This window comes from Desulfovibrio oxyclinae DSM 11498, from assembly GCF_000375485.1.
In the GTDB taxonomy this organism is placed as follows: Bacteria; Desulfobacterota; Desulfovibrionia; order Desulfovibrionales; family Desulfovibrionaceae; genus Pseudodesulfovibrio; species Pseudodesulfovibrio oxyclinae.
The window spans coordinates 65,795-81,279 of record NZ_AQXE01000006.1 but is presented as its reverse complement, the minus strand read 5'-3'; the positions used below and the strand labels follow the sequence as shown (position 1 = coordinate 81,279).

13 protein-coding genes are annotated in these 15,485 nt (G+C 59.2%); 12 read left to right on the top strand and 1 reads right to left on the bottom strand.

The genetic code is table 11. The features are described 5' to 3' along the window. Positions 1-277 precede the first annotated feature (277 nt). From B149_RS0107805 to B149_RS0107745, 12 genes are all read left to right on the top strand, one after another. Positions 278-1,039: a GNAT family N-acetyltransferase gene (locus B149_RS0107805; RefSeq protein WP_169332910.1), complete on the top strand. Its 762-nt coding sequence runs from the start codon at positions 278-280 to the stop codon at positions 1,037-1,039. Further along, the gene (locus B149_RS0107800) at positions 1,036-2,223 is read left to right on the top strand and encodes a pyridoxal phosphate-dependent aminotransferase (protein ID WP_018124626.1); all 1,188 of its coding nucleotides are present in this window, start codon (positions 1,036-1,038) and stop codon (positions 2,221-2,223) included. Before B149_RS0107805 ends, B149_RS0107800 begins: the two co-directional genes overlap by 4 nt. Before the next feature lie 71 nt (positions 2,224-2,294). Continuing rightward, positions 2,295-3,401: a (Fe-S)-binding protein gene (locus tag B149_RS0107795; protein ID WP_018124625.1), complete on the top strand. Its 1,107-nt coding sequence runs from the start codon at positions 2,295-2,297 to the stop codon at positions 3,399-3,401. 83 nt (positions 3,402-3,484) lie between these two features. Further along, positions 3,485-4,210, top strand: coding sequence for a hypothetical protein (locus B149_RS0107790; protein ID WP_018124624.1), 726 nt, complete (start codon positions 3,485-3,487; stop codon positions 4,208-4,210). Between the two features lie 163 nt (positions 4,211-4,373). Continuing rightward, positions 4,374-4,775, top strand: coding sequence for a hypothetical protein (locus B149_RS0107785; protein WP_018124623.1), 402 nt, complete (start codon positions 4,374-4,376; stop codon positions 4,773-4,775). Positions 4,776-4,910: 135 nt separating this feature from the next. After that, positions 4,911-7,442: a preprotein translocase subunit SecA gene (gene secA, locus B149_RS0107780; RefSeq protein ID WP_018124622.1), complete on the top strand. Its 2,532-nt coding sequence runs from the start codon at positions 4,911-4,913 to the stop codon at positions 7,440-7,442. 487 nt (positions 7,443-7,929) lie between these two features. Next, positions 7,930-9,009, top strand: a complete 1,080-nt coding sequence (locus B149_RS0107775) for a YeiH family protein (RefSeq protein WP_018124621.1) — start codon at positions 7,930-7,932, stop codon at positions 9,007-9,009. A 240-nt stretch (positions 9,010-9,249) separates the two neighbouring features. Further along, entirely contained in the window at positions 9,250-9,717 is a 468-nt protein-coding gene (locus B149_RS0107765; RefSeq protein WP_026167512.1) for a universal stress protein, read from the top strand. Positions 9,718-9,738: 21 nt separating this feature from the next. Beyond that, positions 9,739-10,602 carry a phosphate/phosphite/phosphonate ABC transporter substrate-binding protein gene (gene phnD / locus B149_RS16755; protein WP_083909181.1) on the top strand — a complete coding sequence of 288 codons (864 nt, stop codon included), beginning with the start codon at positions 9,739-9,741 and terminating at the stop codon, positions 10,600-10,602. A gap of 2 nt (positions 10,603-10,604) precedes the next feature. Further along, positions 10,605-12,065, top strand: coding sequence for a sensor histidine kinase (locus tag B149_RS16750; RefSeq protein ID WP_018124618.1), 1,461 nt, complete (start codon positions 10,605-10,607; stop codon positions 12,063-12,065). Continuing rightward, positions 12,062-13,411 (top strand): sigma-54-dependent transcriptional regulator, encoded by a 1,350-nt coding sequence (locus B149_RS0107750; RefSeq protein ID WP_026167511.1) that lies wholly within the window; start codon positions 12,062-12,064, stop codon positions 13,409-13,411. The genes B149_RS16750 and B149_RS0107750 overlap by 4 nt, the downstream gene beginning before the upstream one ends. Positions 13,412-13,603: 192 nt before the next feature. Continuing rightward, positions 13,604-14,593, top strand: a complete 990-nt coding sequence (locus B149_RS0107745; RefSeq protein ID WP_018124616.1) for a PGN_0703 family putative restriction endonuclease — start codon at positions 13,604-13,606, stop codon at positions 14,591-14,593. A gap of 33 nt (positions 14,594-14,626) precedes the next feature. On the opposite strand, the gene B149_RS0107740 is transcribed toward B149_RS0107745, so the two are convergent. Beyond that, complete coding sequence (locus B149_RS0107740; protein ID WP_018124615.1) at positions 14,627-15,160, bottom strand: TetR/AcrR family transcriptional regulator; 534 nt, start codon at positions 15,158-15,160, stop codon at positions 14,627-14,629. Positions 15,161-15,485: the final 325 nt, after the last annotated feature.

Below are 15,485 nucleotides of genomic sequence, written 5' to 3'. Positions count from 1 at the left end.
GCCGGATGCGTGCGCACCCGCGGGCCGCTATCGGACCAATTTCCCTTCTTCTTTTCAATAGCTTGACTGTTTGAAAAAAACGTTTTCCCTGCATCCTTCGGGGTCGCAGGGCCGTACACGATATTTCTAACGATATGTCGTGTCTTTTGGCATGTCCGCTGCAATAGTCTAGATGATAACGGGTTGTCGTATGCGCTGTGCCGTATCCGAAGCGGTGCGGCGCGGGTGGTCAGTAAGCCGCCGTATCATCAAGACATTCGGAAAAGAGGACGAAGCGATGGCACAGGAAATCAGGAAGATCAAAACCCACGGCGAATTGCGTGAATGCATCGCGCTTCAGGAAGAAATCTGGGGGCTCGACGCGCAGGGCACCATGTCGCCGGTGACGCTCAAAGCGTTGACTTTCGAGAACCCCAACATGAGCGTGAATCTGGGAGCGTTCGTCGATGGCGTGCTGGCCGGGTTCATGCTGGTGATTCCCTCCTTCCGGAACGACATGGCCTACGCCCACATGTTCGGCGTGCTGCCGAAGTACCGCAACATGGGCCTTGGGACGCGCATTTATGCCAAAATGATGCACGAGCTTTCCGACCGTGGCATCAGGAGCATGGCCGGGACGTTCGATCCGCTGGAATGCAAGAACGCCCACATCTATCTGAACAAGATGGGGGCCGTGGCCTACGGGTACGTGCCCGAATGCTACGACGTGGAGTGCGAGATGCACAAGGGGCTGCCACTGGACCGGATGCTGCTCAGCTTCCCGGTGACCGTGGAGCCGCCGAGCAAGAACCTGCATGACGACGCCCCCTTGGCCATGCCCGACTCCATGCCCGAGGAAAAGCATGTGCTGGTGGAGATTCCGCGCGATCTGGCCGGGCTGAAGAAGGCCGATCTGGAGCGGGCCGCCGAGTACAGGATGCAGACGCGCGAAGTGCTTTCGGAGTACCTGAACAACCGCGGATATCAGGCCGTGGGGGTGGTTCTGCCCGACGACGGCGCCACCGGTCGCTATCTGCTCGAAAAAGGGGAGGCCGCATGAACATGCAGACCATGCTCGCGACGCAGGCACAGCAGGCTCTCGCTCGCCAGTCCGGCGACTACGTCAGCAAGGACGTGGACGAGCAGGCGCACATCGACGAAATCATGGCCGCCGGCGGCCTGAGTCATGTCTATCGTTTCGACATCGGCAAGAACACCGACGGCGTGACCCCGCTTATCCGGGGCGTGCTGTCCCTGCCGGAAACCGCCGAAAACGTCACCCGGAACATGGTGGAGTATCCGGACAACCACTTTCGCCAGCTGCGGCGGCAGATCGCCATGCGTCACGGTATCAACCCGGCGCACATGGCCTTTGGCGCCGGGCTGGAGTCGATCATCGACCAGATCTGCCGTGCCGTGCTGGAACCGGATGACGAAGTGCTGTTTCCGGTCCCCAACTTCAGCGTGTTCGAGGATATGTCCAGCCGGGCCGGGGCGGCCGTCATCCCGGTGAGCACCTCGCCGCCGAATCATCGATGGACCGCCGCGACGGTGGCACGCATCTGCGAGGTGATGCGCCGTCGCAACCCCAAGCTCATCTGGATCAGCAACCCCGTGAACCCCACGGGCCAGCTGCTCCCGCTGGCGACCATCCGGGAAATCTGCGAGCAGGCGGAGCGGACCGGTACGCTGGTGGCGGTGGACGAGGCCTACGGGGAATACACGGACCACGAGGACGCCGTGGTCAGCGCAACACGGTATCTGGAAGAATACCCGCACCTGATGGTGTTGCGGACGTTCTCCAAGATGTACGCGCTGCCGAGCGCCCGCGTGGGGTACGTCATGTGCGCGGCGCAGGAACTGATTCAGGCCGTGAACGCGTTCCGGCCCACGTTCCCCCTGCCGTGGAGCTCCATCCAGATGGCCCAGATCGCCATCATGGACGACCCCTACGTCTGCCAGTGCCGGGGGCGCAATCTGCGGCGCAGAAACCGGCTGCTTCCCGAGTTGCAGTCCATCCCCGGCATTCAGGCTCTCTCCACGGACACCAACACCGTCATGTTCCGGCACGAGGACGTTCCCGCCGGAAGCCTGCACGAGAAACTGTCGAACCGGGGATTCCTGACCGCCAACCTCAACGGCGTGACCGGCATCGAAGGCAGCGGGTTCCTGCGCATGACCATGCGCAGTTCCTATGAAAACGGTCTGTTCGTGCGAACGCTGCGCGAAGTTGCCAACGCCTGATGAAATGACTATGCCTTGACCCTGCGGTCGGGACTCCAACAGGAGTTCCGGCCGCATCGGAGGCATTGATCATGAATTGCATTCTGTGCGGCAAGTGCATGGAAGTCTGCCCGTTGCTTCGGGCCACGGACCGCGAGGAGCTTTCCCCGCGCGCCAAGGCCGTGCTGTCCGATCTCTCGGGCGAGGATGCGGCAAGGCTTGCGGGGCTGTGCCTCGGATGTCAGCGGTGTCGCGACAAATGCCCGCAGGGTGTGGACGTGCCCATGCTCGTGGCGCGGCTTCGCAGCGAGCATCCCGATTTTCATTCGTGGCTTTGGAAGATGTGGCTGACGCGTTCCCGAGAGCTCTGGCCGTCCACGGGACTTGCCGCGCGGCTGTTGCCCGGGCGGATGCGCCCCGAACGACTGGGGCCGATGCTCAAGATGCTCGCGGATGCACGGCGCGGCCCAGCCGTGGAGCCCTTTGTGCGGGTGAAGGCCTTTGGTGACGCCCTGCGCGGACAGCGGGTGGCCCTGTTCCCCGGCTGCATGGCCAGACATGTGCGCAAGCACTGGCTTCGGGGGGCGCTGCACCTGCTGGAAGGCCTCGGAGCAGAGGTGTTGCCCGCATCTTTTGAGTGTTGCGGCGGGTCGCTCCGCCTTGCCGGATGCTTCGAGGACGCCGACAGGCTGAATGTGCGCAACGTGAAGGCATGGCGGAAGGCCGGGGAGCCGTTGATCGTCACACCGTGCGCTTCCTGCCTGCATTCGTTGACGGATTATTCCGGGAACGTGTTCGCCGATTCGGACGAGGCTGAACGTTGGCGCGCGTCACTGCGTCCCCTGTCCGGCGCGCTGCTCGACTGTGAGTTTGCCGTTGCCGGGGAAAGACCTGAGCCGGTGGGCTATCACAGGCCGTGCCATACGGTGGGGCGCGACACGGACGCTGCGCTCGTCGGGGCCATGCTAGGAGCGGAACCGGATGTCCGCACCAGCCGCGAATGCTGCGGTTTCGGCGGACTGATGCGTCTTGCGGATCCTGACACCGCGGACCGCGCCGGGGCGGAATGCGCGCGTGCGTTATCCGGGGCCGAGCTGGTGCTGACGGGCTGCTCCGCCTGTGCGGCGCGTCTGCCGTCCATCCTGTCGGAAAAAGGCAATGCAGGACACTGGATAGATGTAATGATGTTTGATATTTAGCACCCCTTTTTTTGCTGCCGGGAATCCTTGTCGAACTCGACCTCTCCCTCACTCTCTCCCTTTTCCCTTTTAAGGAGCTCTTCATGCGTATGGATTTGTGGTACCGTGTCTTTTCTCTTGCAAAAAGCACCTCCGGTCCGCTGAGACGTCTTACGGCGATTTTCATGGCGCTTTGCCTACTTCCCCTCATCAGTCTTCCGCCCGATTTTTTCGAGCAGCCTATCGGTCTGATCATGGTGCCTGTCGGCCTTGCTCTGTTTCTTGTCCTTATGGCAATTCCGTTTATGATCGTCCGCATGGGAATGCAGCGTCTTAAGGGAGAATCTGAACTGGTTCTCCTGCGACCAGTGCGTCCGCTTGTCAAAGCATTTGGTCGCTTTCTCATAGTGCTTCTCCTTGCCTCCATCCCGTTCTTGATCATGTCGTTTTCCACGGCATTTGCCGCCACGAATTTCTCGACCGATGTCGTGACGACTCTTCTGGTCGCCAACGGGATCATCAGCACCATACTCATTGGGTACATCGGGCTTCGTCTTCTGCCCTATGCAATGGCTCCGCTGGCGAACCATGAGGTGCCCATGGCCGCTTCCTGGCGGTTGACGAGTGGCAGGACCATTTCCTATCTGCTGCCGTTGATCATTGCCTTCGTGCTGAGCACGGCGCTCGACTATCTCTGGATGTACCTGGGAGGCGGCTTGTTTCCCTCAATAGGGCTGGTCGTCCTGAGGGGGCTGATGGTTGTCATTCTGTGCCTGTATTGCTCGGTGGCGTATGATGAAATGACCAGCGAGCCGGTTGCCGCTCAGTAACACGCTCCGCCGGGAGCGTCCGGAAAGCTTTTACTGACGCAAACGAATATGCTATCGACCATGGGCCGGAGGCGGAAAACCGCTCCGGCCCGTTGACTTTCAATGCTGCGGGCATACTTCCATTATTGGCCGCATGAATGATACCCGAACGCTGGACAGACCCTTGCAGAGACACTTCGCCCGGAAATCCGTTTCCCTCGTAGCCCTCGCCGTGGCGGTGGGTTTCATCGAAGTGGCCGCGACCGTGGCCTGTCCCGCAGTGGCCGCCGAGGCGCTGGCCTCTCCGCTCATGCAGGAGGAAAGCGTCAGGCCAAACGGCAGAAACCGTTCCGGGCTGCACCTGCTTGGCCGCGTCAGCCATAAGCCTTCGGGCTCTCCGGAGGCCGCAGCGGCGGGTGATGGGCCGTCGTATCAGCTGGCTCTTGCCGCGCGCCGCGACGGCTGGACCGCTGCCAACCGGCAGGTCGATTTCCCCGACGCAAGCGTGCTCCCGCCGCCGCTTGTCATTTCCCGCCCGATAACGGGCAGAGCGCCGCCGCGCGCACCCACCGCCATCCGCGCCTAGCGCAATCGCCGTTGGACAAGTCCTCTCGAAAGGGAAAGGGACGTCCAAAGCCACGACAATTCAAGGCAGGCCCGGGGTCTGCCCACAGCCTATCCGTGCCGCATCCGACAGTTGCGGCCTCAGGAGTCATATACGATGCTCAAATATATCATTGGAACCAAGAACGACCGGTATCTGAAAAAGCTCAAGCCGGTGATCAACAAGATCAACGCGCTGGAGCCCGAGATGCAGGCCCTGGCGGACGAGGATTTTCCGCGGCGCATCGAGGAACTCAAGGAACGCGTCCAGAACAAGGGCGAAAAGCTTGATGACGTGCTGCCCGAATGCTTTGCACTGGTCCGCGAGGCGGGCGTGCGCACCATGCAGATGCGCCACTACGACGTGCAGCTCATCGGCGGCATCGTTTTGCATCAGGGCAAGATCGCCGAAATGAAGACCGGTGAGGGCAAGACCCTCGTGGCGACCCTGCCCGTGGTGCTCAATGCGCTCTCCGGCAAGGGCGTGCACGTCATTACGGTCAACGACTACCTTGCGCACCGCGACGCCGAGTGGATGGGCGAGATCTACAACTTCCTCGGCCTGACCTACGGCGTCATCGTGCATGGGCTCAACGACGAGGAACGCAAGCAGGCCTACGCCGCCGACATCACCTACGGCACCAACAATGAATTCGGCTTCGACTATCTTCGCGACAACATGAAGTTCTATGAAGAACAGCTCGTGCAGCGCGACCTGAATTACGCCATCGTTGACGAAGTCGACTCCATCCTCATCGACGAAGCCCGAACCCCGCTCATCATCTCCGGACAGGTGGAGATGAACGTCGGCCTGTACCGAAAGATCGACGGCATCATCCCCAACCTTGTGCGCTCCACCCCGCGTGAGGCCGAGGACGAGACTCCGCCGGACGGCGATTTCGAGATCGACGAGAAGGCCAAGAGCGTGACCCTCACCGACGCCGGCGTGGAAAAGGTGGAGAAGCTGCTGGGCGTGGACAACCTGTTCGACACTCAGAACATCAGCCTGCAACATCACGTGCTTCAGGCCCTCAAGGCGCACCACATCTTCCAGAGCGATGTGGACTACATCGTCAAGGACGGTCAGGTGGTGTTGGTTGACGAATTCACCGGCCGTCTCATGCCGGGCCGCCGTCTCTCGGACGGGCTGCATCAGGCTATCGAGGCCAAGGAGAACGTGAAGGTCGAGTCCGAGAACCAGACGCTGGCTTCCATCACCTTCCAGAACTACTTCCGCATGTACGACAAGCTTGCGGGCATGACCGGTACCGCAGACACCGAGGCCGTGGAATTCGGCCAGATCTACGAGCTTGAAGTCATCGTGATTCCCACGCACCAGCCCATGGTCCGCAAGGACCATCCCGATGCCATCTTCAAATCCCAGGACGAGAAGTACAACGCCATCGCGCACGATATCGCGGACTGCTACAAGCGCGGACAGCCTGCGCTGGTGGGTACCGTCTCCATTGAAAAGTCGGAGCTTCTTTCCAGAATGCTCAAGAAGCTGCGCGTGCCGCACAACGTGCTCAACGCAAAACAGCACGACAAGGAAGCGGAGATCGTGGCCGAGGCCGGTCACGTGGGACGCGTGACCATCGCCACCAACATGGCGGGTCGCGGTACCGACATCAAGCTCGGCGAAGGCGTCAAGGAGCTTGGCGGCCTGCATATCATAGGCACCGAGCGGCACGAATCCCGCCGTATCGACAACCAGCTGCGAGGCCGTTCCGGCCGTCAGGGCGACCCGGGGTCCTCGCGCTTCTACCTTGCGCTCGACGATGACCTTATGCGCCTGTTCGGCTCGGACAAGTTGCAGAACGTCATGGGCAAGCTGGGTATGAAGGAAGGGGAGGCCATCGAGAACAAGATGGTTTCCAACGCCATTGAAAAATCCCAGCGCCGCGTGGAAAACCACAACTTTGAAATCCGCAAGCAGCTGCTGGACTTCGACAACGTCATGAACCAGCAGCGCGAAGTGGTCTATACCCTGCGCCGCGAACTCATGAGCAAGGAATCCACGGAAAGCGTTGCGTTTGAATACGCCGACGACCTGCTTGAGGAATACCTCTCCCCGGCGCTCGACGCCAAGGAGCTGGACGAGGAGGAGCTCGACACCGTCCGCAAGCGGCTGGATGAGATATTCAACTTCTCACGCTTTGAGGACTTCCGCGAGGGCGGCCTGCCGAGCATGGAGCAGGCGCATCAGTGGGTGAAACAGATTCTTGCGGAGCTCAAGGCATCCGCCCCGGATCATTATGAAGAGATTCTGCGCTACTTCCTGCTGGATTCCCTGGACCGCAACTGGAAGGAGCACCTGCTCAACATGGACCATCTGCGCGACGGCATCGGCCTGCGCGGATACGGCCAGAAGGACCCCAAGCAGGAGTACAAGCGCGAAGGCTTCAACCTGTTCCAGGAAATGGTCTTCACCATCAAGGAAAATGCCATGCGGGCCTTCTCGCACTTGCGCATTCAGGCCGAGGTGACCGAGGACGAATTCCAGCACGGCTCGGAAAAGGAACTGGAGTACTCCGGCGGCGAGGAAGAGAAGGAAAAGAAACCGGTGCGCCGCTCGGAACCCAAGGTCGGGCGCAACGACCCGTGCCCCTGCGGATCCGGTCGCAAGCATAAGAAGTGCTGCGGGCGCTAGCAGGCCCGTTACGCTATAGCAGATCAAAGGCGGAGTCCCGAAACGGGGCTCCGCTTTTTTTTTGTCCTGCTTTATATCTTTCAGAGGCATTGTTCCCTGTTGGGAACGCAATCCCTACCGCGATGGTCGTAGAAAAAAAGACCTTCTGAACGAAGGGCTATGCGTCGTTGCGTAGGGAAAGTCAGAAGACGACCTTTCGGGATGATATCACAGTATTTCAGGTTGTTATGGGAGTGTGTTGACGATGTGATATCTTTCTCAACCATTACTCATCCAGAGGGCGCTTGTCGTCTGTATGAGCAATACAGAGAGGAAGCTGAGGTTTTTGTTCCCTTTCGGGAACCGATCTGGTTCGTTTTGTTCCCGGTGGGGAACAATGCGTATGCGAAGGTGTCGTCGGTTGTAGAATAAATGCTCTATAAATCGGATACTTACCGACTTGTGAAGGCTGGCACGTGTTTTGCCATTGGGAGAGTCGGAGGTATACATGTCAAACAACTACGCAAGTGCAAACGGAGCTCCGCTCCCCAGAACCTTTGCCCAGGAAGTGATCGACAGCCTTCCGGGGCTTTTCCTGGTCATAGCCGTGGCGGTGGGCGCGCATCAGGCCGCGCCGATGCTGAAGAACTATGAATTCTTTCAGAAATACCTGACTCTGAAGGACTTCATCCTCGCCATTATCGTTGGTATCGCCATCCGCAATACGGTGGGCGTTCCCCAGATCATGCGTCCGGGGCTTCGCTTTTCGACCATTCTCACCAAGACCGGCATCGTGGTCATGGGAGCCAAGTATTCCCTCGCGGGGCTGGTGACCGTGGGCGGACAGGCACTGGGCATGATCTTCTTCTTCCTTTTCATGTCCGCGATCGTGCTCATGTGGGTCGGCAAGAAGGTCAACATGCCCACGTCCCTGACGGCATGTCTCGCGGCCGGACTTTCAGTGTGCGGTGTCTCGGCGACCATCGCCGTGGCCCCGGCCGTCAACGCCAAGAAAGAGGAAATGGCCTACTCCATCGCGGTGGTGCTGATGTTCGGCCTGCTGGCGCTGATCGTCTTCCCTCCGCTGGGGCAGCTGCTGAATCTTTCCGATGCCCAGTACGGCGCATTCTCCGGCGTGGGCATCATCAACTCCGCACAGGTGCTGGCAGCCGGATTCGGATTCAGCGACGAGGCCGGGATCATTGCGGGCGTGTACAATATCGGCCGGGTCATATTCCTGCCGTTCATCGTGCTGATGCTGACGCTCATGGCCTGCCAGCGCGAATCAAGCCTGTCCTGCGAGCCGGTGAACAAGAAGCAGATCATCCTGTCCAAGTTCCCCGTATTCGTCCTCGGCTTCCTCGCCGTGGTCATGATGAACACCATGGGCATGCTGAGCGATCCCGCCGTCAAAACCGCCAAGGGCTTCATGGAATGGGCGTTCCTTCTTGGTTTCGCCAGCATCGGCCTGACCACGCGCTTGTCCGACCTGAAGGCCGCGGGCGTGTCCGGATTTGTCGTGGGCTTCACCGTCGCGTCTCTCAAGGCGGGGCTGGCGCTGCTCGCGGTTCTGTACTTCATCAACTGATAAGCAGGGAGTATTACGCCATGCTGAGTTATCTGAAACGTCTCTCCTCCAGTCGCAAGCAGGACCTCATGGTCTGCTTGCTCGGTATAGGGTTGGTCTTCGTTGCCATTGCAATGAACAGTTAAACGAGGTCCAGGTGGAGCCGCACAACCGACGGTGCGGCTCCATAAATATTTTCTTGCACCGGCAGCCCCGAAAAACATGCGGCTGCCGGTGCATCTTCACAGGGAGGGATCGACCATGCAGTCAGACGCAGCGGTTGCATCCGGAACGAAAAACGTCCTGCTGGCCACCACCGGCAGGGACAACTGTCTCAAGGCCGAAGAGTTTGCGCTTTCCTACTGCGCGGAAAACGCTGCCACACTCGGTATCGTGCATGTGGTGGAATCCGACCTGAGCCATTACGGTCAGGTGGACTCGCTTGCCACCGAGGGCGACCGGAGCGATTTCATCATTCACGCCCGAAGGCAGGAGGAATATGACGTCCGGCAGCGGCTGGAGCGCGTAACCGCCAAAGCCGAGGCCCTGAACGTGGATTATGAACTGTACATAGAATGGGATGCTCCCTTATATTGCATCACGAAGCATGTGCGCGAGACGCGCTCCGAGCTTCTGGTGATCGGCGGGGAACGGAAACGATTCAACCCGTTCAGTCTTTCGCACTGCCTCACGCGGAAGGTGCCGTGTCAGGTCAGGAAGGTATTCTAACTCCCGGGAGTCGCTAAACGGATGACAAGGCTGGCGCGTATTCTGGCCCTAATGCTGCTGTTGCTGGTCGCATCAACCCCTGCCTTGGGTTCCGGCGACCCGTTGCGGCTGGGCGTCATCACCCTGAGTCATCCGCTCATGATGTATCGGCAGTACCTGCCGTTCACCGACCATGTTTCCGAACACTCCGAGCTGACCGTCGAGCTTGTGCTCGCCAAGGACTACGAGAGCATCATCCGGGATCTGCTGGATGACGAGATAGACGTGGCTCTGCTGGGCGGGCTGTCCTACCTCGAAGCACGCCGGGCTTCCGCCGACATCACGCCCCTGTGCGGTGTCCTTTCAGGCGACGGGACCCCCACGAATCGCACCGTCATTTTCACCCGCGAAACCGGCGGGAGCATTGCCACCCTGAAGGACCTGCGGGGCAAACGTTTCGCCTTTGCCTCCCGTCATTCCACCTCCGGCTATCTGCACCCTCTGTGCTTTCTCGGAAAAAACGGCGTGGAGCGCGCCGATTTCGTCAAGGCGGAGAATCTGCGCACCCACGAGGCCGTTGTCCGGGCAGTGCTCCGGGGCAACTATGACGCAGGAGCGGTTTCGGCGTCCACGTTCATGCGGTTTGCCGGGGAAGGGTTGAAAACCCTTGCCCGCACCCCGTCGCATCCGGGATTCGTCTTTGCCGCCAGAGCGCCGGGGATTCCGAGGGTCGAGCGTTTCAGGCAGTTTCTGCTGGGGATGGATTATTCCTCGCCTGAACTGCGTTCCAAGGCTGAAGGATGGAGTCCGCTGCTGCGCAACGGGTTCGTCTCGGTTGCCGACTCCGATTACTCCAAGGTCCGGGACCTGCTCCAATGCGCCGCCCGGTACGGGTACGGGGGGTAGGGATGGCTCTCCCCGGAGGACTGCGGTTTCGATCCATCGCGATAGTCTTGCTGTGCATCTCAGGCGCTATTTTCGCCACCGCCTATTCCATGCTCGAAAAAGAGCGTGAGCTGCTCATGAAGACTGCACGGCAGCAGGCGGTGTCGCTGACAAAGGCCTCCGCCATCGTCTTCACCAACACCTTTATCTACGAAGAGTTGGAGATGCTCGACGAGACGGACATGGTGGACTACCTCTCCTACTATGTCTCCGATGTCATGCGCACCGACCCGAGGATTCTGGCCTTCGCGGTGCTCGACAAGCGCGGGGAAGTGGTGGCGAACAACAGCCGCTCCGAGGCGTGGGAAGACGTCGGACAGCTCAAGGGGTTGTCCGGACTGCGCACGGTGGTTGTCGGGGAGGGCTATGACGCCGCCCTCGCCGTTTCCATGCCGCTGGCCATCGAGTCCAAGCGCTGGGGCTACTGTCGTCTCGTCTTTTCGCTGGAGAACATCGAGCGCTCAAGGGTTTCCGCGCGGAACGAAATTCTGCTCATCGCCGGGCTGTGCCTGCTGATCTCCGCACTATTGGTCGGGATCGTCATTCATTTTCAGGTCAAGGCGCTCAAGAAGCTTTCCGGGGCCATGGAACGGTTCACCGTGAACAAGGATTTTTCACGACCTTTCCCGGAGCTGCCCGCACGCAAGGACGAAATTGGCCAGCTTCAGCAGAGTTTCGCGTGGATGGTTCGCCGGCTTCGTGACGAGGAAGAGGAGCGCGCCAGAGCGGAAGAGCAGATGTTCCACACCGAGAAGATGGCGACCATCGGCAAGCTTACAGCGAGCATCGCGCACGAAATCAACAATCCCCTCGGCGGGGTCATTCTGTGCTTCAACAACCTGACCAAGGGAGAACTTGACGAGCAGGCCCGGGAGCAGCACATCGAGGTCATCCATTCCGGCATTGAGCGTATTCGCAAGATTATGCGGGACCTGCTGGACTACTCGCGCCAGTCGTCGCTGGTGATTCAGCCCGCCGATGTGGAGGACGTGGTTCGCAAAAGCGTTTCGCTGCTTGAGCTGTTCAGCAGGAAACGTCATGTGCGCATTGAAGTGACCCTGCCGGATGAGCTTCCGCAGGTTCCCATGGACAGCGCGAAGATGCAGCAGGTGGTCGTCAACCTGCTGGTGAACGCGGTGCACGCCACGCCCGAGGGCGGCTCCATCATCATCGAAGGCTACGCCGAGAAGGACTGGCTCACCCTGATGATTTCGGATACCGGGCCCGGCATCCCGGAAGAAATACGCGAACGAATTTTCGATCCGTTCTACACCACCAAGGACGTGGGCGAGGGCACCGGACTCGGGCTGGCGCTGGCAAAGTCGCTCACCGAGCAGCACGGCGGCAGGCTTGTTCTGGCCAAATCGGACAAAGAGGGCAGCGTGTTCGCCATACATCTGCCGCGCAGGGAGAAGGATAGATGAGTCGGAATGTTTTAGTTGTGGAGGACGAACTCTCCATCCGCATCGGGATTCAGCACACACTCACGGCGGAAGGATATTCCGTGGAATCCTACGAGGATGCGGACAGCGCGCTACAGGCCATGACGGAACGCAGCTTTGACCTGCTCATCACGGACATGCGCCTGCCGGGCATCTCCGGGCTCGATCTGCTGGGGCGGGTCAAAGAGCTGTATCCCGGAACCGGGACCATGCTCATCACTGCCTTCCCCGAAATTGAGCTGGCCGTGAAGGCCATGCGACAGGGCGCCTTCGATTTTCTCTGCAAGCCCTTCAGCAACGAAGGGCTGCTCATCGCCGTGGAGCGGTTTTTCAATTACCGCGAGCTCAAGCGCGAAAACGTCCAGTTCAAGACCAGCGCCGGGCTGGACGAGATGATCGGCGGGCAGGCCATGCAGCCGGTGTTCGAGCGGATCCGGGCTATTGCCGACGCCTGTACTCCGGTGCTTGTTCTGGGGCCGAGCGGCACCGGCAAGGAGCTGGTGGCCAATGCTCTGCACAACCTGAGCGCCCGAAACGACTGCGAATTCATCAAGATCAACTGCTCTGCGCTGCCGGAGCACCTGTTGGAATCGGAACTGTTCGGGCATGAGAAGGGAGCGTTTACCGGCGCGCACAAGCGGCGGGTGGGCAAGTTCGAGGCTGCCAACGGCGGAACCTTTTTCTTTGATGAAATCGGGGACATGCCGCTTTCGCTTCAGGCCAAGCTGTTGCGCGTTCTGGAAGACGGGGAGATCACCCGCGTGGGGGGCAACACACCCATCAGGGTGGAGGTGCGCACGGTCTTTGCCACAGCCAAGGACCTTGACGCGGCGCTTGAAGAAGGAGCTTTCCGCGAAGACCTCTACTACCGAATCAATGTGGTGCCCATTACGCTGCCTCCGCTCAGCGAACGCGGAGACGACATCATCAAGCTCATGCAGCACTTCCTGCAACTCTACGGAGCGCGACACGGCAAGGAAGGCATCACCATCTCGCCCAAGGCCCAGAACGCCCTGCTGAGCTATGACTATCCGGGCAATATCAGGGAATTGCGCAATATCGTGGAGCGCTCCGTGCTGCTCACGCAGGAGGGTGTGGTTCGCCTCGGGCATCTGCCGCAGCGGGTGCGGGGTGAGGAACCGCCCGCCGCTCCGGGGTGCGTGGAAGATACCGTGGGTCTTGAGGACGGCGTGCGCCAGTACGAACGCGAGCGCATCATCCACGCACTGGAACAGACCGGCAACAGAAAACAGCTCGCCGCCGAGCAGCTCGGCATCAGCCGCAAGGTTCTCTGGAAAAAGATGAAGGATCTGGGCATCAATTCGTAGGGGGCTGAAAAGGCCCCTGTAGAATCATACCAACTCCGCCATAGCAGGGGGGCATGAGCGAGTGTCAATGTCGGCTTGGGTGCGCAAGAATCAGCTGCCCGTTTTTATATGAGAAGTGCTGTCTGCTTTTCTATTCTGGACAGTGATGATTCGTTACCCTGATGACCTTATAACATTACTATTGGGCTGGATATGACTGCCAAAAACAGCAAAGGCTTGAGGAAAAGTTGGCATTATAAGCTCTATAGCGCCTTTCAGAGTGAGGTTCGAGCTGCTGCGGAAAAATGGTTTGAAGATAAAGAATATGCAACTGCCGCCAAAAGGCCCTACTGCCTGAGCGGTGGGCGGGAAAGCTGGCCTGGCAATATCATCTCTGATCAAGTGGTGGAGTATATCCAGAGCACTAAAGAACAGCACGAACAGGAAAGGACCTGCTTTCCTCTCCACAAGTATTTGCATCACGGTCTGAGCAGTCAGGCCATGTTGTTTAATCTTTTGGGGCCGCTTAAGGTGAGGGGTGACCTGACTCCACTTGAGAACATGGTGGCAGCTGCTGGCATCAAAGGCCCCGTCGGAAATGTTGATCTAACTTTCGAGTTCGACGACCGCTCGGTTTTCAATGAGGACGCGGGACAGCCGACATCCATAGACGCCTGCCTGCATGGAGATTCTGGCAATGCGGTCTTCATAGAGGCAAAGTTCGCGGAAAGCGGATTCGGTGGGTGTTCCGTTTTTTCACGGGGAGACTGCGCAGGAAGAAATCCGAGTCCTGATCGTTTTTCGGAGTGTTATCTTCATCACATAGGGAGAGCCTACTGGCAGAGAATGAAAGAACTGGGAATGACAGAGTCACCGCTTTTACAAGGTCGGATATGTCCATTCGTCAGTTATTATCAGTTCTTCCGGGAGGCGATGTTCGCTCTTCATCTGGGGGGCAGTTTTCTCCTGCTGCATGATTCCAGAAACCCTGCTTACGTGAAGGAAAGGGATGGCGATGGAGAGCAGGCCGGGCTCTGGCCTTTCTTGCTTGAGTCTATACCCGACCAGTACCGTGACAGGATAGGGAGGGTGACCGTTCAGGATTTGGTCGCGGAAATCAAACGCCATAATATCCATAGTGATTGGATTGATTTATTTGAAGCAAAGTATGGCCTGAAAGGGAAGCGAGCGCCGGCAGGCTGATAGAGATCTGAATATCAAAAGATACGCCCATAGTTAGCTGACTCCAAGCATCCGCAGAAACAGCTCGTAGAGTTTTTCCGGAAGGTCCTCGGGGCGTTGCGTGCCGAGCATGGCTTCGTCGCAGCCGCCGCGAAAGCTGTAGAACATCATCACCGCAAGCCAGCGTTCATCATCGACCTTCCATGCTCCGGCTCGTGCCCCGTCGCTGATAAGCCCGGCAAGATGGCGCGTCACCTCGGAGTGTGTCATCGCGTTGCGAAACGGCTGCCCGGAGCCGTAGATGACCACGTCATGCAGCGCGCTCATGGCGAAATAACTCTCCACCGCGCCTTCGATCCAGGCTTTCACCCGTCCTCGCCAGTCCCCGGCGGGGCAGCGTTCGACGTGCGCCTGAATACGCTTTGTCACCTCTTTGTCAAAGTCGTCCCTCAGCGCCTGAAGCAGTTCGGCCTTGTTCGCGAAATAATGATATAAGGTCCCTTTGGCGAACCCGGCCGCAGCGGCTACTCCGTTCATGGTCGTGGCGGTGTATCCCTTCTCCATGAATAGCTTCTCGGCGGCTTCCATCAGCGCAGCGCGCCGAAGGCTTGCCTTGCGGGGCCCCGGAGGCGCGCCGCGGCGCGATGTGGGCCTGTCGTCTGAGTGGACAGATACTTGCGTGCTTTTCTTCATATATCCCCGATTTCTCTCTGAGCGTTATCCTTTGCGGAAAATACTCTGCGCGAATGCATATGTGGTCAATAACAGTTTTTTCGACCGCAAGTCGAATTTAAAATTGACCGTCGGTCTATTTTGGTTCAGGCTGGATTCAGCCCTGTCGGCAGAGTGCGGAGGGCGCTCGCAATGGCAGTGCGGTGCGAGAAGCCTTGAACGCCGGAGCCAGTAATGTGTA